We start from the raw sequence: 19,830 nt of genomic DNA, 5'->3' as shown, positions 1-19,830 counted from the left end.
GCGTTTCAGCCCGCCGCGCCCGCCGTGCGGTGGCGCACCAACGAACCGCCGCGCTGCTTGACGATCTCCAGCTGCGCCTGCACCCGGGTCCGCAGGTCGGCGACGTGGCTCACGATGCCGACGCTGCGGTCACGTTCGCGCAGCGAGTCCAGTACGTCGAGCACCTCGTCAAGCGCCTGATCGTCGAGGCTGCCGAAGCCCTCGTCGATGAAGAGGGTGTCGAGCCGCATGCCGCCCGCCTCGTCGGTGACCACGTCGGCCAGGCCCAGCGCGAGCGCGAGCGAGGCGAAGAAGGTCTCGCCGCCGGAGAGGGTGGCGGTGTCCCGCTCGCTGCCGGTCCAGGCGTCGACCACGTGCAGCCCGAGCCCGGAGCGTCCTCGTCCGCTCGCCTTGCTGTCGGAGTGCAGCAGGGTGTAGCGGCCGCCGGACATGCGCAGCAGCCGTACCGTCGCCGCAGCGGCGACCTGCTCCAGCCGGGCCGCGAGCACGTAGGCCTCGAGCCGCATCTTGCGCTCGTTGTCGGCGGAGGTGCCCGCGGTGAGTCCGGCGAGCCGGGCCACCCGTTCGTAGGCCTCGCGCAGCGGTCCCAGGGAGCGCAGTTCCCGCTCGGCCTGGAGGGAGAGCCCGTCGAGGTCCTTGCACCGGACGCGAGCCGCGTCCACGGCGGACCCGGCCGTACGAAGCTTCGCACCGGCCCGGTCCGCATGGTTCCCGGCCTCTTCGGGCGCGGCCGGGGGCAGGGCGGCCGCCGCGGCGGTGTCGCTCTCGCCCAGGCGTTCGGCCAGCATGGCCTCCTCCGCCTGCCAGGCGTCCGTGCGGCGTTGGAGCGCGCTGCGCTCGTACTCCGGGAGTACGGCGTCGGCCGCCTCCTCCGTGGTGTCGAAGCCGGCCTTGAACGCGGCGTCGGCGAGCTGCCCGTCGGCCTCCTTCAGCCGGGCGGCGGTGGTTTCGGCCCGGCGCAGCGAGGCCGCCGCCGCCGTGACCATGCGGACCCGGTCCTCCAGCACTCCGGCGCGGGCCGCGACACTGGGGGCGCCGTCTCGTACCTGGGCCAGCTCCGCTTCCAGCGAGGCCTGTTCCCGGTCGAGGGCCTCGCGGCGCGAATCCCGTGCGGCCGCCCGGGCCGCGGCTTCGCTCCGTTCGGCGCTGCGCACCGCGTGCTCCCGCTCGGCGCGGGCCAGCCGCTCCCGGGCCGTGTGCAGTCCGGCGGCCGCGGCGTGCGCCTCGGCGTGACGGGAGCTCAGCCCGGCGGTGAGTTCGAGGAGTTCGGCGGTGGTGGCGTCTCCCGCGCCGGCGGCGGCCTCGGCGCGGGCCTCCCGGACGGCGGCGAGCCTGCGCTCGACGCCGGCCCTGCGCTCCTCGGCCCCCTCGAAGCGGGCGTGCGCCGCCTCCTCCGCGGCCCGGTCGACATGGCCGGGGGCCGGGCGGGCCGGAGCGGGGTGCTCCGCGGCCCCGCACACGGTGCAGGGCTCGCCCGGCACCAGGGCGGCGGCGAGTTCGGCGGCGATCCCGCGCAGCCGGGTCTCCTTGAGTTCCAGCCAGCGTTCCCGGGCCGCGGCCGACTCCTCGCGGGCGGTGAGCAGTTCGCCGGAGGCCTGCTCCGCGTCGCCGTCGAGGGCGTCGCGCCGCCGGGCGGCGTGCAGGTGCAGCCTGGCGGGCTCCAGTTTTCCGGCGAGCTGCTCGGCGAGGGTCGCCGCCTGCTGGGCGGCGTCCGCCCGTCCGGCCAGCCCGGCCCGGGTGGCTTCCCAGCGGCCGAGCCACTCGGCGGTCTCCTGCTGCTGTTCCTCGGCGGCCCGGGATTCCCTTTCCAGGTCGGCCCGTTCGCGGCCGATCTCGGCGCTGCGCTGCTCGGAACGGCGGGCGGCTCCGAGGGCTCCCAGGTCGCCCCGCAGCCGCTGCTCGACCTCGGCCAGGTACTCGGTCCCCGCCTCGGCGAGCGCCGGCGGCAGCTCCGCCCGGGCCACGGACTCCGCGTGCGCGGCGGCCATGTGGGCTCCGGCGGCGGCTCCGCGCAGCTCCAGGGCGGGGGCGACCAGGGCTCCGCGCCGGGCCCGGTCGAGGAGGGCGCGCACCCGCTCCCGCTCCGGACCGGCCTCGGCGAGCAGGGCCGCCCGGCGGCTGGTCTCCTCGTGCCGGCGCTGCAGCCGGTCGAGCTCCCGCGCCTCCTCGGCGGCCCGCCGGGCGGCGGCGTAGCGCCCCTCGACGGCGGCGAGGGCGTACTCGGCGACGGTGAGCCGCTCGCGGGCGGAGCAGCGTACGACGGCGGCCCAGGCGCGGATCGCCCCGGCCAGCCCGGGGTCGCCCGGCTGGTGCCGGGGCAGCGGCCAGGCCCGCAGGTCGGCGGCGTCCCCGGCGGCCTGGGCGAGACGCTGGGCGGTGTGCAGCACCTGCTCGTCGCCGGCGCGGACCTTCGCCTCGGCGGCGCGGCGGCGCTCACCGAGCAGGGTCTCGACGGCGGCGAAGCGGCGGGTGTCGAAGAGCCGGCCCAGCAGCCGTCCGCGGGCCACCTCGTCGGCGCGCAGGAAGCGCGCGAACTCGCCCTGCGGCAACAGGACGACCTGGCAGAACTGCTCGCGGCTCATGCCGAGCAGCTGCTCGATCTCCTCGCCGATCTCCTGGTGGGAACGGCTCAGCGCGCTCCAGTGCTCCCCGTCGTACTCGCGCAGCCAGCTCTGCGCCTTGTCCTTGGTGGTTCCGGTGCCGCGCTTCTTGGGCCGGTCCTGTTCGGGGCGCCGGGTGATCTCCAGGCGCCGCCCGCCCGCGGTGAGTTCGAGGGTGACCTCGGTCGGGATGCCGGGGGCCGCGTGGTCGCTGCGCAGGCTGGTGCCGGGGGCCTGGCGGGAGCCGGGGACCGATCCGTAGAGGGCGTAGCAGACGGCGTCCAGGACGGAGGTCTTGCCCGCGCCGGTGGGGCCGTGCAGCAGGAAGATCCCGGCGCCGGAGAGGGCGTCGAAGTCGATCTCCTGGGGTTCGGCGAAGGGGCCGAAGGCGGTGATGCGCAGCCGGTGCAGCCTCATCAGCGGGTCTCCTGCCGGCTCTCGTCGGCCCGTACGTCGTCGAAGGCGCCCTGCAGCACGGCCCGTTCGGCCTCGTCCGCGAAGCCGCCCCCGCGCACGTGGGCGACGAAGTCCTCGGCGATCTCCTGGTCGTTTCGGCCCCTGAGGCGCTGCGCGTAGCTGCCGCCGGCATCCTCGGTGCGGCCCTCGGGGTCGAAGGCCAGGGTGAGGGTGTGCGGGAAGCGGGCGGCGAGCCGGGCCATGGGGTCCTCGGGCCGGACGGGGTCGGTGAGGGTGGCTTCCAGCCAGGAGTCCTCGTACCGGGCGTAGGCGCTCTCGGAGAGCAGTTCCTCCAGCGGTCCCCGGACCCGGGCGAGGCCGCGCGGTACCGGGGTGTCGACGCGCTCGGCGCTCGCGATCTCCCCTTCCGCGCCCAGCTCGATCAGCCACATGGTCTTGCGGTGGTCGGCTTCGGAGAAGGAGTAGGCGAGCGGGGAACCGGAGTAGCGGACCCGTTCGTTGATCGTCTGGCAGCCGTGGAGGTGGCCGAGGGCGGCGTAGTCGACCCCGTCGAAGACGGAGGCCGGCACGGCCTCGACCCCGCCGACGGTGATGTCGCGCTCGCTGTCGCTGGCCTGCCCGCCGGTGACGAAGGCGTGGGCGAGGACGATGGAGCGGGTCCCGGGCGGGCGCCCGGCCAGGTCCGCCCGGATCCGGTCCATGGCCGCGCCCAGGACGGCTTCGTGGCTCACCTTCCCGGCGCCGAACTCGTCCTTGACCAGCGCGGGCTCCAGGTACGGCAGCCCGTACAGCGCCACGTCACCGTGTACGTCGGCCAGCACCACGGGGTCGGCGCACCCGGCGGGGTCGGTCCTGAGGTGGATCCCGGCCCGCCCGATCAGCCCGGCCCCGACACCGAGGCGGCGGGCGGAGTCGTGGTTCCCGGAGATCATCACGGTCGGCACGCCGAGGTCGGCGAGCCGGTGCAGGGCCCGGTCGTACAGCTCCACGGCGGGCAGCGGGGGCACGGCGCGGTCGTAGATGTCACCGGCGACGAGAACGGCGTCGACCTCGTGCTCCCGCACCGTCGCGACGAGGTGGTCGATGAAGGCGGCCTGGGCGCCGAGCAGGTTCACGCGGTGGAAGGTCCGGCCGAGATGCCAGTCGGAGGTGTGCAGGAATCTCATGAAATAGCCCTGACCTGCACGTTTACCCCTACTGCGCCTTAAAAACCAGCACGAACCAGCACGGGGGCTCGCCATGAACGCTTGCCACGCTAACGCATGGCGCCCCCTGATCCGCCGCTCACCTAAGATCACCCCGAAAAATTGGAGGACAATTTTTCACGCCGTCGATCCTTGCCGCATCCCAAAAGACGCCGGCCGCAGCAGCACGCCCGGGCCGTACACGCTTCCGCAGTCCTGCGCAGTGGAACGGCGTCCGGGTGCGCACCACGCTTGGTGGCCTCTGCAAGGGTTGCGAACCCCTCACCGATCCGTCGTGCCGCCTGGGGTAGGGCCCCTGCTTCTCGGATGGAACACCGACCACTTCAGCGGCAGTATCCGCACCCTACGCATCCTGACAGGACACCTCGGCGCCGGCGCCCCCACCCGGAGGGCGACATCCGGGCCCTGGTCGCTACGGGCACCAACCTGCAGGGCGCCAGCGGGCTCAGCGATCCCCGCCAGATCACCAAAAAGCACATCGAGGATGCCCTGGACCCGCTCCGCGGGGACCAGGCCCACCGCCTGCACACCGCGCTGCGCTCCCTGTTCAGGGCCCTCAAGCGCGAGCGCCTCGTCTTCCGCGACCCAGCCCGCAGCATCGCCCTCACCAGCAACCGCCCGGTGCCCACCGCGCTTCCCTCCGACCGCGTCGCCGGCCTCCTGGACCACCTCGACGACGCCCGCGAACGCCTCATGGTCGCCCTCGTCGCCATCCACGCCCTCCTCCCCGGACAGCTCGTCCACCTCCAGCGAACCGACTTCAACCGCAGCAAGGGCCGACTCCGCGTGCGCCGCGAGGGACGCACGGACCACATCGTCTACCTAGACGACTTCACGCTTCGCCTGGCCACAGCTTGGGAACTCCACCGCTGGCCCGACAGCTCCAACCCCACCTCCTCGTCAACCGCAACACTGCCGTCGGCGAATCAGGCCCGCCCATCAGCGCCGCCGCGGTCCAGCTGCTCTTCCAGCGAGTCGGCCTTCCCGCCGGCCGCCTGCGCACGGACCGCATCGTCGACGAAGCCCGTCATAGCGCCGACCCCGTCCGGCTGATGGAGCTCTTCGGCCTGTCCAACCTCTCCGCCACCCGCTACGTTCTTTCAGCTCATCCGGACAAGAAGGGTGGACCCATCGCCCCATAGGTCTGGCGGGAACCTGTCGCGTTGAGCTGCGCAGTCACGTCACGCGGTCAGTGGATGCCTGACGGCCCGGGGGAAGCGGCGCGCGGGACCGGATCGTACGATGACCGCATGACCAGCACGATGCCGCCGTCGAGCCGTCGCCCCATCGGGCGCGGCTTCGTGCTGCTGGTGCTGGCGGTGCTGGCCGGTGTGCTGGCTATGCACGGCCTTGGGCCGGGACCGGCGCCCACGAAGGCGCCGGCAGCTGCCGGTAGCCACGTCATGGCAATGGTCCACGACGAGGCCGTCCATCAGGTGGCTGGCGATTGCTCGCACACTGATGGCGGAATGGGCCATGCGGAGCACGCAGATGCCACGTGTGCGGCGGCCGGTGTCGGCGCTGCGTACGCGCCTCCCGTCCTGACCGCGGCTCTGGAGGCCGGGCCCGTGCCGGATGCGCTGCTCGGCGGTGCGGCGGGGACTCCGGAGAGCGGGCGGGCGCCGCCCGATCTCGCTGAGCTGCAACTCCTGCGGATATAGGACCGCCCGCACGGCACCTCCTTGCCCCGGCTCGGCCGACGGCGGGGGAGGCCGCGCTCCGGCACATCCTCATTCCGCTCAGCGCCCGCCCGCTCAGGGCGGCGCACCAAGGAGTCGCACCACCATGAACACGAACCGTTCCCTCATCCGCCGCGGCGCCGCTGTCGCGGCCGCCGGTACGGCCGCGCTCGTTCTCGCCGCCTGCGGGTCGAACAACGACGGCTCGGCCGGGCACGACGGCCACGCCTCGAAGTCGCCGACCGCCTCGGCTTCGGCTCCGGCCGCGCAGGGGCAGCACAACGCCGCCGACGTCGCGTTCGCCAAGGGGATGATCCCCCACCACCGTCAGGCTGTGGAGATGGCCGACCTCGCGCCCACCAGGGCCGAATCCGCCGAGGTCAAGAAGCTCGCGGACGAGATCAAGAAGGCCCAGGACCCGGAGATCAAGACGCTGTCGGGCTGGCTGACCTCCTGGGGCGAGCAGGTTCCAGCCGAGGGAGCCACGGACCACTCCGCGCACGGCATGGCCGGCATGATGACGGCCGAGGAGATGGACAAGCTGAAGAACTCCTCGGGCAAGGCGTTCGACACCGCCTTCATGGAAATGATGATCAAGCACCACGAAGGCGCCCTGGCGATGGCGAAGACGGAGAAGGCCGAAGGCGCCTTCCCTGACGCCAAGACGATGGCGGACGCCATCATCACCTCGCAGACCGCCGAGATCGCCAGGATGAATGACCTGCTCGGCAAGAGCTGACCCACCCCGGCGCACCCCTCCGCCTTTTGCTGGGCCAGAATACCCCTGGGGGGTATATAGTTGCGGTGTGGGTCCGCGAGAGCGGGGTCACACTGGACGGGATTGGGGATGACGGCCATGGACCACAGCGCACACCAGACCAGCACCGCACAGGACCACAGCGCGCACGCGGGTCACGCCGGTCACCAGATGGGCCCGGTGACCTGGGGGGCCGCCGCGAAGGCGACGCTGCACTGCCTGACCGGATGTGCGATCGGCGAGATCCTCGGCATGGTCATCGGCACCGCCCTGATGTGGGGCAACGTCCAAACGATGATCCTGGCCATCACACTGGCGTTCATCTTCGGCTACTCCTTCACCCTGTTCGCGGTCCGCCGGGCCGGCCTGGACTGGAAGAGCGCGATCAAGGTGGCGCTAGCCGCGGACACCGTCTCGATCGCGGTGATGGAGCTCGTCGACAACGGCATCATCGCCCTGACGCCCGGCGCAATGGACGCCCACCTGTCGGACGCGCTGTTCTGGACGGCGCTGCTGGGCGGATTCGCCGTCGCCTTCGTGATCACCACCCCGGTCAACAAGTGGATGATCGGCCGCGGCAAGGGCCACGCCGTCGTCCACGCCTACCACTGATCACAGCCCCGCAGTACGAACGTGCCCGGCCGCACCTTCACGGTGCGGCCGGGCGCGTTCGCGTCTCGGGGCGTTAGCTGGAGGTACCGGGGGCTTAGATGGCGGCCGCCCCGGATCCGCCGGCCTCGCGGGGAACGGAGGCGCCGACGATGTCCAGCACCGTCAAGGACATGCTCGCCACCTACCCGGCCGACCTCGGCGACATCGACCAGGCCAAGCTCACCACCTGCATCGAGGAGTGCATCGCCTGCGCGCAGGCGTGCACGGCGTGCGCGGACGCCTGCCTGTCCGAGGGCATGGTGGGCGATCTGACCAAGTGCATCCGCACCGACATGGACTGCGCCGACATCTGCACCGCCACCGCCGCGGTCCTCTCCCGGCACACCGGCTACGACGCCAACATCACGGCGGCCATCCTTCGTGCGTGCGCCATGGCCTGCAAGGCGTGCGGCGACGAGTGCGCCAAGCATGCCGACATGCACGACCACTGCCGCATCTTCGCCGAAGCCTGCCGAAGCTGCGAGCAGGCATGCAACGAACTGTTCTCGGCCCTCGGCTGACGCTCGCACTCCGCCCCACCCGGCAGCCGAAATCCCGGCCTGCACGTCGGCAGCCACGGACCCACTCGTCCGAGGGAACACACGCCCCACAGGAGGTCCGCGGCCGAGGTGACGCTATGCTCCCCGGCATGGTTTTGGTCCGGGCGACCCGCAGCGCGCCGCGGTCCCGCTCTCGTGCAGCGGGCCCGTGGCGAACGTGGGTGCTCGCCGCGCTTCTCCTCACGCTGATGTACAGCCACGGGGTCAGCGCGGAGAGCGCCGCAGGCCACGCCCACCCCGGAACGCCGACCAACGCCGTAGCCCTGAACGCTCAGGACCCGGGTTCCGCCGGGCACAGTCACGAGGCGCCCGAACCGCACTCCGGCCAGGGGCACACCGACCACCAGGATGCTCCGGAGCCCGACCACGCCGCTCACCAGTGTGTGTCCGGCCAGCCCCAACACTGCGCCACACTGCCTGTCCCGTGTGAAGTCCAGGCCGTTCATTGGCCTCCGTACGCATATGCAGCCGGCGGCGCTCGACCTGTCACGGCCCTCTTGGCATCTGCGCCCGTGCCGGACTCAGCGGTCCTACGGATCTAAGCCTTCACGCCCGCCAACCGGTCGACTCCTGTCGGGCACACCCGTGAGCCATCTTCGCCAGCGCACCAGCGGCGGCTCGGCCATGCCTTGCGATGCGCTCTGTGGCTGCATGACGTGGCGTGCGGCGCGGAGCCGTGGCCGGCTCACCTTGCGCTGCTCCCCGCGAGTCCGATCTTCGGCCCCGTCCTGCCCGCCTGCCTCGTTGAGAGCCCAGGCCCCCATTGAACTTTCCCTTGAAGGGTCCGCTTTGTCCTCCTCACCCATTCTCGCCACGACGACCCCGCCGCAGCCGACCCGCAGCCAACGCCGCTCCAACAGGAGACGGGAAGGCGCCTCTCTGCCGTGGCGCTATCTCGGCTATGTCGGCTACTACGTGGGCGCCGGCCTCATCAGCGGAGCGGTTGTCCACCACCCCATGGCCCCCGCCCGCTACTCGATGATCGCGGCGTCCGGCGTACTGGTCTTCCTGCTCGCGACCGTCCTCAACGACATCATCCTGGCGTCCGAGAGGCAGCCCCTGTCACGCATACTGCGCGTTCTCGGTACCTCGACGATGCTCTCGTTCGGCCTCGGGATGCTCAGCGGCGGTATGCAGCACTTCGCAGACCTGCCCGAACGCTGTGCCGTGCTGATACCGCTGGGCATCGTCCTGTCCTTCGTCGCCTTCTTCCTGAAGGAGGCCAAGAAGCCTTGGCGGCGCATCTTCGGCCTCATGGGCCTGGCAATTCTCGTCGTGACGGCCCTCACCTTCTTCGGCCTGCGCCACATCGCCCCCACCATGGCCGAGTCCGGAGGACATAGCCACAGCGATGTCGTGCCCGAGAAAGGAAGCGACAAAGGCAAGGAGGGCGGCCACGGCAGCGACAGCACCAACCCGACCTCCCAGCCCACCGCCTCCCCGAACGCCACCCACCCCAGCAAGGAGCCCGGGCACGACGACGGACACCAGCACTGAGCCGACCTGCTTGCGCCGTCGGAAGACAGTCACAGCCGAACCCGGCAAGTCTGAGGCAGCGCGACCCCAGTGCCTGACCAGTCGGTGAGAGGATTGATCCGCTGGCAGACCGGGCGCGGGTCAGCGCGGCTGTGGGACTTGCTCCTGCTGGCGGCGGCGTCCGTAGCGGGTCACCCCGCGCGGCTTGAACACCGACAGGGCGGCCGCCGTGAGCAGCACCGCAAGGGCGGCGGCCGCATCCGCGATCAGCTGGATACGCATGCCCTGAAGCTGGCCGCCCGTGAGGGCGGCCCGTGCGGCCGCGTCGGCGAGGTGTCCGACCGGCTGCATGTGGACCAGCAGCAGAACGGTCGCGCCCACGGTGATCAGCAGTTTTGCGATGACCCAGTAGTGGCGCAGCAGCCCCCACACCGTTCCAAGGGACTGCACCAGGCCGGTCAACAGTGAGGCGGCGCTGAACGGGACGATCACGTACCAGCCCACCACGTCCATAGCCAGGTAGGCGCCCCGCACCGTCAGGGGCGCGCTGCTGCTCAGCCCAGCGACGGCGAGGGCGAGGAAGGCCGCGACCGCGCCCAGCCAGCCGACCGAGGCAGTGACGTGAAGCGTGAGCGTCAGCTTGCGCAGCCGCGGCGGGAACGGGGTCACGGCGCGTGCCCCGCCATGCCACCGCCGGCCAGGTGCACGATCACGAACACCACGATCAGCACCACGGCGACCGCCGCGGAAACCTTCACCCAGCGCGGTGCCCCCTCGCCGTCGCCATCGTGCCGGTCCGGTGAGCCTGCCATGACGCCTCCGCTTTTTCGAGACACTCTGTCTCTATCTAGAACCGAGTGTATGCCCTGTGAACGTCCGTATCCTGGGTGGGTGCCGAAGCTGTGGAACGAGACGATCGACAAGCACCGCGCCGCCGTGCGCGAGGCGATCCTGGACACCACCGCGAAGCTGGTGGCCCAGAGCGGCCTGCGGTCGGTGACCATGTCCCAGATCGCCGAGCAGACCGACATTGGCCGCGCGACGCTCTACAAGTACTTCTCCGACGTCGAAGCCGTCCTGCTGGCCTGGCACGAGCGCCAGGTCACCGCCCACCTCCATCAACTCGCGGGCATCCGCGACCAGACCGGCACCGCCATGGAGCGCCTGAAGGCGGTGCTGGAGGCGTACGCGGGCATCGCCCGGCAGCGGCACGGCGGAGAACTCGCCGCCCTCCTGCACCAGGGCGAGCACGTCTCGCATGCCGAGCGGCACCTGCACGGCATGCTCCAGCACCTTCTCGCCGAGGCCGTCGAGGCCGGTGACCTGCGCTCGGACGTTCCCCCCGCCGAGCTTGCGCAGTACTGCCTTCACGCCCTGACCGCGGCGGCCACCCTGACTTCCCAGGCGGCTGTGACCCGCCTGGTCGCCGTCACCCTCGACGGCCTGCGCCCGGTTCCCTGAGCCGGCAGCGCCTTACGGTCGCCAGTTTCGCCCAGACATCAGAGGGGAACCCACGCCGGACTCGCGTGAAAGCGAAGAATCGCCGCCGGTTCCCAGGCAGAGTCCTCCGAGATTCGGCGAACTCGCCGGTTTCCGGTTTCCGGTTTCCGGTTAGCGGTTAGCGGTTAGCGGTTAGCGGTTAGCGGTTAGCGGTTAGCGGTTAGCGCATGGTGTGCCCGCAGATCGCCGATAGCCACCTCGTCACAGTCCCACCCCAGCACGTGCCCGACGGACGGCGCCCTCGTCAATACGCTGCCCTACCACCCGATCTACTACAGCTCCTGGCCCCCGGTTCGGCCAGCCTGCGGACGTTGAACAGGGCGCCACCCCGCCCCGCCGGGCGGAACATAGCCGCCAAACGCCGGTTAGCGAATCCGGCGAACCGACGCGGCGATTTACGTACACCTCCTGCCCCCATGAAACCTACGGAGACTTCATTCCCATCGCGCTATTTGCCGCTGCCCGTTGCGCCATATCCCGGGACGGTCTGCGGTGGCTGGCTTACGTCTACCGTCCGTGACTGTCACCGCCGGACCGATCTCGCCAGTTCACCGGCCCATCTTGATCGCTCCGCTTGCCGACACACCTCCGAAGCCATCAAGGCTTGTCCAAGTCAGCACCAACCCAGCACGGTTGAGGTTCTCAGAGGTGATGACGGGTGATGAGAGGTCAGCACCAGATCAGCACGGGGATGCAGGAGGGCCCCACCGAGAGGCGAGGCCCAAGCGCTTGACCTGCACGTTTGCCCTCAGGTGATCATTCATGCTAGGAGATGCGTCAAAAAGGTGTGCAGGAACTTCATAGAATCGCCCCGACCTGCACGTTTACCCCTACTACCCCTCTAAAACCACACGAACCAGCACAGGACCCCCAGCCGCCCCCTGCCACGCTAACGCATGCCGCCCTCGGACCCACCACTCAGCTCTGCGCAACGACGGCGGACGGCGGGGCGGATCAAGGGGCATGCGGCGTCCATGTCATGACGCGGATCCGGACAAGGGGGGACCGCCCAGGCCCGCCCTCCGCGCGGGATGCGGACGGCTACGGGAACGCGGCAGGCCGGATCGACGCCCTCCCCCGGCCCGCCGCCCGCCGTGCCACCTCAACCGCCTCAACCGCCTCAGACGAGGAGAACCGCCCATGGACCGCGACGGGTGGTTCTCCCGAGGCGGTGACCCGTGCCGCCGCCTACCGTGGAAACACAGGCCCTACCCCTTCGGGGAGGCGATCGACATGACCGGAAAGACCTACGACGCCGTGATCGTGGGAGCCCGCTGCGCGGGCGCGAGCACGGCGATGCTGCTGGCACGCCAGGGCTACCGGGTCCTGGTGGTGGACCGGGCGGTCTTCCCCAGCGACACCCTTTCCACCCACCTCATCCACCCGCCCGGACTCGCGGCCCTGCGGCGCTGGGGCCTGCTGGACCGGGTCGTCGCCACCGGGTGCCCGGAGATCACCACGTACACCTTCGACCTGGGACCCATCGTCATCTCCGGCTCGCCGGCGGGCTTGGGCTGCCAGGGCTCGTACGCGCCCCGGCGGACCGTCCTCGACAAGATCCTCGTCGACGCGGCGGTGGAGGCCGGCGCCGAGGTGCGCGAGAAGTTCACCGTGGAGGGTCTGGTCACGGAGGGGGACGCCGTGACCGGCATCCGCGGCCACGGCCCGGACGGGACCGCTACCACCGAGTACGGCCGGGTCGTCATCGGAGCCGACGGCGCCCACTCGATGGTCGCCCGCGCCGTGGACGCCCGCCGCTACGCGGAGAAGCCGAAGCTCCAGGTCAGCTATTACACGTACTGGGCGAACCTGCCGATGCACGGCGGGTTCGAGGCGTACATCCGGGGCGACCGCTCCTTCGCGGCCTGGCCCACCAACGAAGACGTGACGCTGGTGATCTGCGGACTGCCGATGCGGGAGTTCGAGGCGAACCGCGCCGACATCGAGGGCGGCTACCACGACACCCTGAACCGGGTGCCGGCCTTCGCCGACCGGATCGCCGCCGCCACCAGTACCGAACGGCTGGTCGGCACCGCCGTCGAGAACCATTTCCGGGTCCCCTACGGACCGGGGTGGGCGCTGGTCGGCGACGCCGGGTACCTGAAGGACTTCGTCACGGCCCAGGGAATCCAGGACGCCTTCCAGGATGCCGAGTTGTGCGCGCAGGCCCTGGACGAAACCTTCGCGGGCCGCAGCGCGTTCGACGACTCCATGCGCGGCTACCAACAGGCGCGGGACGAACGGGTCATGCAGATCTACGAGTTCACCGCCGAATTCGCGTCCCTCGAACCTCCGCCGCCCGAGATGCAGCGGGTCCTGGGCAAGGTAGCCGAGAGCCAGGACACCATGGACGGCTTCGTCCGGGTGAACGCGGGCCTCACCAAGCCCAGCGACTTCTTCTCCGACCCCCGACTCATGGAGCCTTTTTCAACCTGATGTTGAGGCGTGGTGAAGGACGAGGACGGCTTTCACGACGTCGGTGATCCGGTTGGTGCTGCGGCGGAGCTTGCGGAGCAGGCGCCAGCCCTTGAGGGTGGCCATGGCCTGCTCGCCGAGGCAGCGGATCTTGGCGTGGCTGCTGTTGTGCCGGCGCTTCCACCGCTTGAGCCGGCGGCCCCTGAACGGCACGCGAACTGGCCGGCTGGCGCCCTGGTACGCCTGGTCCGCCCAGCACTTCGCGCCCGCCTCGGCGAGCGCGTCGATGATGCCGTGTGTGCGGGCGGCGGTCAGATCATGGGTGGAGCCGGGCAGTGCGGGTGAGGCCCGCAAGAGGCGTCCGAATGGATCGGTGAGGACCTGGACGTTCATGCCGTGGCGTTTGTGTTTCCCGGAGTAGTACGGGGTGTCGGCGGCGATCCGGTCGATCGGCAGCAGGGTGCCGTCCAGGATCACGAACGCCTTCGTCCGTACGGTCTTCATCGCCTCGTCCAGGGTGGGAGCCCCGGCGGCCAGTACGTCGATGGCCTCGCGTATGTAGCGGTACGCGGTCGCGGTGCCGATGCGGAAGCCGGCGGCGAGCTGGGCGTAGGTGTCGCCGCACCGCAGGTGGGCCAGGGCAAGCAGGGCCTGACGCCCGGCCGGCAGGCGTCTCCACCGCGTCCAGATCTTCCACCGCCGAGCCCGTAGGCGCCCCGTCAGGTACCGAGGGTGTGGCTGGACAGATCAATCGACGACGGGCAGACAAGCACACGAAGCTCCTGGCGGACACGGGTGATCTTGGTCGAGAACCCGTCTACCAGGAGCTTCGCTGTTCCGTACAGCCCTCACCCGCCAACACCCCGACCACACAGCCAGGTTGAAAAAGGCTCCTTGTTTGACGGGAGCTCCCACAACACCTTCAGGTTTCACACCGCGCAGCCCTGGGCGACTGCGCTTCGCGCCGACCCACCGCTACCTGGGGTCCAGCAGTACGGCTGGTCTTCGCCGCTTGCGGCGACCACGAGACGCCGGGACGCCCCTTTCCCGTGCCGACGGCTGGGTCCATTGCCAAGTCTCCGGCCACCGCGGGGACAGCCGAGGGCGGGGATGCTCCGGCAGGCGAAGGGCACCGGCCCGTGCTGCGGGTGCCGTGCGCTACCGCTTCTCCGGCACCGCACCAGCCGCACCGCACCGGCCGCACCGCGCCGGGGGCCTCGGCCGGATGCTCAGGGTGCGTACGTCTCCCCGCCCGGCGTGAGGGTGGCGCTCCCGGCGGTGCTGTCGGCGAGCCAGGCCTCGAAGGCGGGCAGGTCGGCCTCGGGCAGGGCGACCTCGATCTCCACGGCGGCCCCGTAGCGCACGTCGACCACGTTCCTCCCGGTGGAGCGCAGGTCGTTCTCGGTCTTGCCGGCCCGCTGGTGGTCGACGGTGACGGTGACCAGCCGGTAGCGGCGGCGGGTGACGGTGCCGAGCACGTCGAGGGCCTCGCCGACGACCCCTCCGTAGGCGCGGATGAGCCCGCCGGCGCCGAGCTTGACGCCGCCGTAGTAGCGGGTGACGACGGCGACCGCGTAGCGGATGTCCCGGCGCGTCAGCATCTGCAGCATCGGTACCCCGGCGGTGCCGCCGGGCTCGCCGTCGTCGCTGGCCTTCTGGACGGAGGCGTCGGCGCCGATGACGTAGGCGAAGCAGTTGTGCGAGGCGGTGGGGTGCTCCTTGCGGATCCGGGCGACGAACTCCTGCGCCTCCCGCTCGGTGGCGGCGGGCGCGAGCGCGCACAGGAACCGCGAGCGGTTGATCTCGGACTCGTGCACACCCTCACGGGCCACGGTCACGTACTGGTCTGCCTTCACCCGTCCACCCTACGGGGAATCCGACATGCGTCTTTTCGGTTGATTGACCTGGAAGTAGACACACAGCAGCAGGAGGCGGCACACGTGTACGGCGATCCGGCAACCATCCGCAAGATCCTCACCGAGCTCGGCGACACCTGGGCCGTGGTCGGCCTGTCCAACAACCGGGACCGGGCCGCGTACCGGGTGGCCGAGGTCCTCCAGCGGTACGGCAAGCGCGTGATCCCCGTGCACCCCAAGGCCGAGACGGTCCACGGCGAGCAGGGGTACCCCTCTCTGGAGGCGATCCCGTTCAAGGTGGACGTGGTGGACGTCTTCGTGAACAGCACCCTGGCGGGCCCGGTGGCCGACGAGGCCGTCGCGAAGGGGGCCGAGGCCGTCTGGTTCCAGCTGAACGTGGTCGACGAGGCCGCCTTCGACCGGACCCGCGCGGCGGGAGTGGACATCGTCATGGACCGTTGCCCGGCGATCGAGATCCCCGCCCTCTGAGGGGCCGCCGGAGCTCCTTCGCCATCGCGATTCCCCCCTCCGACTCGGAGGTGTTCGAGCAGGTCGGGCTGGCCGTCGCCTTCGAACCGGACCCGGTGTTGCGGGGCTTGGGCGCTGGACCGGGACTGGATCACGGCCGACCGGCGGAACCTCCTGGCCGTCTGCCGGGACCTGGTCGCGACGCATCCGGTGCGGGGGCCGGCCATGCAGGCGGGCCGGGGCGCCGGCCCGGGGGTCGCCGGCCCGGGGGTCGCCGGCCCGCGCTGAGCACGCACCGGGACCCGCTCCGGTCAGGCGTGGGCGGTCACCGGCGGGATGGAGACCGCCATCGTCATCTCCAGGGGGACGGCCCCCTCGTTGCGGTAGGCGTGCGGGGCGTCCGCCTCGAAGGAGACGGCCCCGCCGGCCGGTACGGCGTACGCCTCGTCGGCGACCATCAGCGTCAGCTCCCCCACCGTGACGTGCAGCATCTCGAAGGTGCCCGGCGGATGCGGGTCCGAGGCGGTCCCCTCGCCGGGCTCCAGCCGGTAGGTCCACAGTTCCACCGGCCCCCGCCGGTCGTCGCCGAGCAGCATGCTCGCGCCGCTGCCGCCTTCGGTGGACCACATCCGCACCCCCTGTCCCGGGAGCACCACCTGTACCCGCGGACCGCGGTCGTGGTCCAGCAGGGTGGTGATGCTGACGCCGAGCGCGTCGGCCAGTTTGACGGTCGTGCCGACGCTGGGGTTCGTACGGGCCTGCTCGATCTGGATGATCATTCCCCGGCTCACCCCCGCACGGGCGGAGAGGGCCTCGAGGGTGAACCCGCGCTCTCCGCGCCAGCGCTTGAGGTTGCGGCCGAGCGCCTGGGTGAGCTGTTCGAGATCCGACACCGTTCCATCCACTCCGTCCAATATTTTGGATGACAGGGTTCAACAGACTGCACTATCGTGCGTCGTACCCCGAGGTGCTCCCCGGGGCGCACCCACCGTGTGCCGCGGAGCGCCCGGAGGCATGCCCCATGGCGTACCGCGCCATGTACTCCACCGTTCAACGCACTGTACTGCGAGGCCTGCCATGACCGCCCTGTTCGCCCTGGCCACCGCCGTCCTGTGGGGCCTCGCCGACTTCGGCGGCGGGATGCTGACCCGCCGGATACCGGCCCTCACCGTGGTCGTGGCCTCCCAGGTCCTCGCCGTCCTCGTGCTGGGCGCAGTGGTCCTGGGCACCGGCGCCTGGCAGGAGGCCGGACCGCAGCTCTGGTTCGCCGTGGAGGCCGGGCTGGTGGGGCCGGTCGCGATGCTCAGCTTCTACAAGGCGCTCGCCCTCGGCCCGATGGGCGTGGTCTCCCCGCTCGGCTCCCTCGGCGTGGTCGTACCGGTGACCGCCGGGCTGCTGCTGGGCGAACGCCCCGGCGCCGGCCAGTTCGCCGGGATCGCGGTGGCCGTCGCGGGCATCGTCCTCGCGGGCGGACCGGAGCTGCGCGGCGCCCCCGTACAGCGGCGGGCCGTGGTCCTCACCCTCGTCGCGGCCTTCGGCTTCGGCGCGGTGATGGCCCTGATCGCCTCCGCCTCCTCCACCCTGTCGGGCCTGTTCCTGGCGCTGTTCGTCCAGCGCGTCACCAATGTCGCCGTCGGCGGGACGGCCCTGTGGGTGCAGACCCGGCGCGGCCTCCCGGCCCTCCCGGCGGACGCGGGCGGCCTGCGGCTGCGGCTGCTGTGGGGGCTGCTGCCGGCGCTCGCCTTCGTCGGACTCGCCGACGTCGCGGCGAACGGCACGTACTCCATCGCCGCCCAGCACGGCCCGGTCACCATCGCCGCCGTGCTCTCCTCGCTCTACCCGGTGATCACCGCGCTGGCGGCCTTCGCCGTTCTCAAGGAACGCCTGCGCCCCGTCCAGGCGGCGGGCGCGGGCCTGGCCCTGGCGGGCACGGTCCTCCTCGCGGCGGGTTAGAGCGCGCCCTTCGGGCCAGGCAGGGGCGAGCCGCTTCGAGCAGCGCCCGCCCCGCAGGGCACGCCGCCGCCCGCGGCGTTCACTCCGTCTCCGCCAGGCCGGCCAGTGCGCGCAGCTGCTCCGGCGTCACCCCGTCGGGGATCGGCACCGGCGCCGGCGTGCGCAGCGGCGGCTGCCAGCCCGTCTCGGGGTCCCAGCGGCGCACTATCCGCGCCGGCGCCCCCGCCACCACGGCGTGGTCCGGCACTTCGCCCCGTACGACGGCCCCCGCCGCCACCACGACGTTGCGGCCCAGCCGCGCCCCGGGCAGGATCACCGCGCCGGTTCCCAGCCAGCAGCCCGGGCCGATCTCCACCGGGGCGCTGCGCGGCCACTGCTTGCCGACGGGCTGGTGCGGGTCGTCGTAGCTGTGGTTGGTGGAGGTGATGTAGACCCCGGGACCGCAGAAGGTGTCGTTGCCGATCGTGATCCTGGTGTCGGCGATGACGTGGCTGTCCCGGCCGATGACCACACCGTTGCCGAGGACCAGCATCGGTTCCGCGCCCAGGTCGAGGTCCGGCATCATCCCGGCGGTGAGCGTGACCTGTTCCCCGATGATGCAGTGGTCGCCGAGCCTGATCCAGGGCTCGCCGAAGACGGTGCCCTGCGGGAAGGCGAGCCGCGTGCCGTGGCCGATCGCACCGAAGCGCAGCCCGCCCGGGGCCTGCGCGGTGACCGCGCCGGCCCGCTGCATCCAGCGCCAGCCGGCGTGGACGGCGCGCCCGGCGAGCCGGCGGCGCAGCGCCGTCAGGGATGAGAACGTGTTCTGGTTCTTCGCCACCGGGTCACCGTAGCGCGCCGGGAGCCCGGACCGCGCCGTGATCTTCACCCCATCCTCGGGGCCGCGGACGGCGTGCCCTACGGTGCCCGTAGCGCGACAAGACGTACCGGAAGAGGAAGAGAACACATGACGCAGCAGGCGGCCCAGGCACTCGTGGCGGGTGTCGGCGGGAAGAACCCCGTGATCGACCCCACGGCGTTCACCGCTCCCACCTCAGTGGTGATCGGGGACGTAACCCTGGGCGCGGGCGCGAGCATCTGGTATTCGGCGGTGCTCCGCGCGGACTGCGGTCCGATCACGCTCGGCGCCGACAGCAACGTGCAGGACAACTGCACCGTGCACGTGGACCCCGGTTTCCCGGTCTCCATCGGCGAGCGCGTCTCCATCGGCCACAACGCCGTCGTGCACGGCTGCACGGTCGAGGACGACTGTCTGATCGGGATGGGCGCGACGATCCTCAACGGCGCGGTGATCGGCGCCGGGTCACTGGTGGCCGCCCAGGCCCTGGTCCCGCAGGGGATGGTCGTCCCGCCCGGTTCGCTGGTCGCGGGCGTCCCGGCGAAGGTGCGGCGCGCACTGACCGCGGAGGAGCGCGAGGGCCTCAAGGTCAACGCCCTCATGTACACCGAACTGGCCGGGCAGCACCGCGCCTCGGTGACTCCGGACGCGTAACGGGCGCTGCCCGTCGCTTCCCTGCCCGCCCTCGGGCCGGGCAGGGGGCGAGCCCCTCAGTCGGCGCGCACGGTCGGAGCGGCCGAAGCCTGCCCCGGCACGGGGGCCGCCTCAGCGGTCACGTCCGGGGCCGCGCCAGGAGCGGTCTCGGCCTTGGCCGAGCCCGGAGCGGTCTCGTCCGACGCCGCTGCCGCCGCCTTCTTCATGCGTCCGCGCACCACCACGGTCACGGCGAGCCCGAAGAGCAGCGCCAGTGCCAGGGCCACCCACGAGAACCCCTTCAGCCACGGCTCGGCGACGATCCCGATCGAGTAGATGACGGCCGTCGTACCGCCCGCCCACAGGATCCCCCCGAGGACGTTCGCGATCAGGAACCGCCAGTAGGGCATGTGCAGTACGCCCGCCAGCGGCCCGGCGAAGATCCGCAGCAGTGCCACGAACCGCCCGAAGAAGACGGCCCACATGCCCCACTTCTCGAAGGAGCGCTCCGCTACGGCGACCTGGTCCGGCCCGAAGTGCTTGGGGAAGCGGCGTCCGAGCCGCTCCAGCATCGGCTTCCCGCCCTTGCGCCCGATCGCGTAGCCGATCGAGTCGCCCACGATCGCCCCGGTGGTCGCGCAGATGCCCAGCACCACGGGGTCGATGTGGCCCTGCTGCGAGGCCAGCAGCGCCGAGCTGACCAGGACGATCTCCCCCGGCAGCGGGATTCCGAGGCTCTCCAGTCCGATGACGAGCCCCACCAGGAGGTAGATGCTGACCGCCGGAATCGTCCCCAGCCATTCCTCCAGGATGTGCACCGGT

The 19,830-nt window shown here is 71.4% G+C and carries 19 protein-coding genes and 1 pseudogene; 11 read left to right on the top strand and 9 right to left on the bottom strand.

Features of this window, described 5'->3' with window-relative positions; all coding sequences use genetic code 11:
• Window positions 1-5: 5 nt before the first annotated feature.
• On the bottom strand, window positions 6-3,017 hold the full coding sequence (locus OTB20_RS08180) for an AAA family ATPase (RefSeq protein WP_267815948.1): 3,012 nt from the start codon (window positions 3,015-3,017) through the stop codon (window positions 6-8).
• On the bottom strand, window positions 3,017-4,183 hold the full coding sequence (locus tag OTB20_RS08175) for an exonuclease SbcCD subunit D (protein WP_267815946.1): 1,167 nt from the start codon (window positions 4,181-4,183) through the stop codon (window positions 3,017-3,019). The genes OTB20_RS08180 and OTB20_RS08175 overlap by 1 nt, the downstream gene beginning before the upstream one ends.
• A 345-nt stretch (window positions 4,184-4,528) precedes the next feature.
• Between OTB20_RS08175 and OTB20_RS08170 the strand changes: the two genes are divergently transcribed.
• The 6 genes from OTB20_RS08170 to OTB20_RS08145 all read left to right on the top strand — a co-directional run bounded on the left by OTB20_RS08170 (window position 4,529) and on the right by OTB20_RS08145 (window position 9,366).
• Entirely contained in the window at window positions 4,529-5,275 is a 747-nt protein-coding gene (locus OTB20_RS08170; protein WP_267815944.1) for a hypothetical protein, read from the top strand.
• Between the two features lie 197 nt (window positions 5,276-5,472).
• Window positions 5,473-5,883, top strand: a complete 411-nt coding sequence (locus OTB20_RS08165) for a DUF6153 family protein (protein WP_267815942.1) — start codon at window positions 5,473-5,475, stop codon at window positions 5,881-5,883.
• Window positions 5,884-6,007: 124 nt separating this feature from the next.
• Window positions 6,008-6,640, top strand: a complete 633-nt coding sequence (locus OTB20_RS08160; RefSeq protein WP_267815941.1) for a DUF305 domain-containing protein — start codon at window positions 6,008-6,010, stop codon at window positions 6,638-6,640.
• Window positions 6,641-6,757: 117 nt separating this feature from the next.
• The gene (locus tag OTB20_RS08155; protein ID WP_420716350.1) at window positions 6,758-7,270 is read left to right on the top strand and encodes a DUF4396 domain-containing protein; all 513 of its coding nucleotides are present in this window, start codon (window positions 6,758-6,760) and stop codon (window positions 7,268-7,270) included.
• 149 nt (window positions 7,271-7,419) lie between these two features.
• The gene (locus OTB20_RS08150; RefSeq protein WP_267815940.1) at window positions 7,420-7,830 is read left to right on the top strand and encodes a four-helix bundle copper-binding protein; all 411 of its coding nucleotides are present in this window, start codon (window positions 7,420-7,422) and stop codon (window positions 7,828-7,830) included.
• An 828-nt stretch (window positions 7,831-8,658) separates the two neighbouring features.
• On the top strand, window positions 8,659-9,366 hold the full coding sequence (locus tag OTB20_RS08145) for a hypothetical protein (protein ID WP_267815939.1): 708 nt from the start codon (window positions 8,659-8,661) through the stop codon (window positions 9,364-9,366).
• Between the two features lie 120 nt (window positions 9,367-9,486).
• On the opposite strand, the gene OTB20_RS08140 is transcribed toward OTB20_RS08145, so the two are convergent.
• Both OTB20_RS08140 and OTB20_RS08135 read right to left on the bottom strand, forming a co-directional pair.
• The gene (locus OTB20_RS08140) at window positions 9,487-10,014 is read right to left on the bottom strand and encodes a hypothetical protein (protein ID WP_267815938.1); all 528 of its coding nucleotides are present in this window, start codon (window positions 10,012-10,014) and stop codon (window positions 9,487-9,489) included.
• On the bottom strand, window positions 10,011-10,157 hold the full coding sequence (locus tag OTB20_RS08135; protein ID WP_267815936.1) for a hypothetical protein: 147 nt from the start codon (window positions 10,155-10,157) through the stop codon (window positions 10,011-10,013). The genes OTB20_RS08140 and OTB20_RS08135 overlap by 4 nt, the downstream gene beginning before the upstream one ends.
• Window positions 10,158-10,236: 79 nt before the next feature.
• Between OTB20_RS08135 and OTB20_RS08130 the strand changes: the two genes are divergently transcribed.
• Together OTB20_RS08130 and OTB20_RS08125 are read left to right on the top strand one after the other, a co-directional pair.
• A complete protein-coding gene (locus tag OTB20_RS08130) occupies window positions 10,237-10,806 on the top strand; it encodes a TetR/AcrR family transcriptional regulator (protein WP_267815934.1) in 570 nt (189 codons plus the stop codon).
• 1,272 nt (window positions 10,807-12,078) lie between these two features.
• The gene (locus OTB20_RS08125) at window positions 12,079-13,281 is read left to right on the top strand and encodes an NAD(P)/FAD-dependent oxidoreductase (protein ID WP_267815932.1); all 1,203 of its coding nucleotides are present in this window, start codon (window positions 12,079-12,081) and stop codon (window positions 13,279-13,281) included.
• Here OTB20_RS08125 and OTB20_RS08120 read toward each other — a convergent pair.
• A pseudogene (locus tag OTB20_RS08120) lies at window positions 13,273-14,033 on the bottom strand (transposase family protein). The gene OTB20_RS08125 and the pseudogene OTB20_RS08120 sit on opposite strands and share 9 nt — an antisense overlap.
• Before the next feature lie 456 nt (window positions 14,034-14,489).
• Complete coding sequence (locus tag OTB20_RS08115) at window positions 14,490-15,116, bottom strand: YigZ family protein (protein ID WP_267815931.1); 627 nt, start codon at window positions 15,114-15,116, stop codon at window positions 14,490-14,492.
• An 84-nt stretch (window positions 15,117-15,200) separates the two neighbouring features.
• On the opposite strand from OTB20_RS08115, the gene OTB20_RS08110 reads away from it, so the two are divergent.
• Window positions 15,201-15,605 (top strand): CoA-binding protein, encoded by a 405-nt coding sequence (locus tag OTB20_RS08110; protein WP_267815929.1) that lies wholly within the window; start codon window positions 15,201-15,203, stop codon window positions 15,603-15,605.
• A gap of 290 nt (window positions 15,606-15,895) precedes the next feature.
• On the opposite strand, the gene OTB20_RS08105 is transcribed toward OTB20_RS08110, so the two are convergent.
• On the bottom strand, window positions 15,896-16,477 hold the full coding sequence (locus OTB20_RS08105) for a helix-turn-helix domain-containing protein (RefSeq protein ID WP_267815927.1): 582 nt from the start codon (window positions 16,475-16,477) through the stop codon (window positions 15,896-15,898).
• A gap of 184 nt (window positions 16,478-16,661) precedes the next feature.
• Here OTB20_RS08105 and OTB20_RS08100 point away from each other — a divergent pair, with 184 nt between their 5' ends.
• On the top strand, window positions 16,662-17,537 hold the full coding sequence (locus tag OTB20_RS08100) for an EamA family transporter (RefSeq protein WP_267815925.1): 876 nt from the start codon (window positions 16,662-16,664) through the stop codon (window positions 17,535-17,537).
• A 79-nt stretch (window positions 17,538-17,616) separates the two neighbouring features.
• Here the strand turns inward: OTB20_RS08100 and OTB20_RS08095 are convergent, their stop codons facing one another.
• A complete protein-coding gene (locus tag OTB20_RS08095; protein WP_267815923.1) occupies window positions 17,617-18,357 on the bottom strand; it encodes an acyltransferase in 741 nt (246 codons plus the stop codon).
• Window positions 18,358-18,483: 126 nt separating this feature from the next.
• Between OTB20_RS08095 and OTB20_RS08090 the strand changes: the two genes are divergently transcribed.
• Entirely contained in the window at window positions 18,484-19,029 is a 546-nt protein-coding gene (locus OTB20_RS08090) for a gamma carbonic anhydrase family protein (RefSeq protein ID WP_267815921.1), read from the top strand.
• A 56-nt stretch (window positions 19,030-19,085) separates the two neighbouring features.
• Here the strand turns inward: OTB20_RS08090 and OTB20_RS08085 are convergent, their stop codons facing one another.
• Window positions 19,086-19,826, bottom strand: a complete 741-nt coding sequence (locus tag OTB20_RS08085) for a DedA family protein (protein WP_267815919.1) — start codon at window positions 19,824-19,826, stop codon at window positions 19,086-19,088.
• Between the last annotated feature and the right edge of the window lie 4 nt (window positions 19,827-19,830).

Source organism: Streptomyces sp. H27-H1 (assembly GCF_026627445.1).
GTDB lineage: Bacteria > Actinomycetota > Actinomycetes > Streptomycetales > Streptomycetaceae > Streptomyces.
Note: the sequence above shows the minus strand (reverse complement) of the source record. Positions and strands in the feature narration are given on the sequence as shown.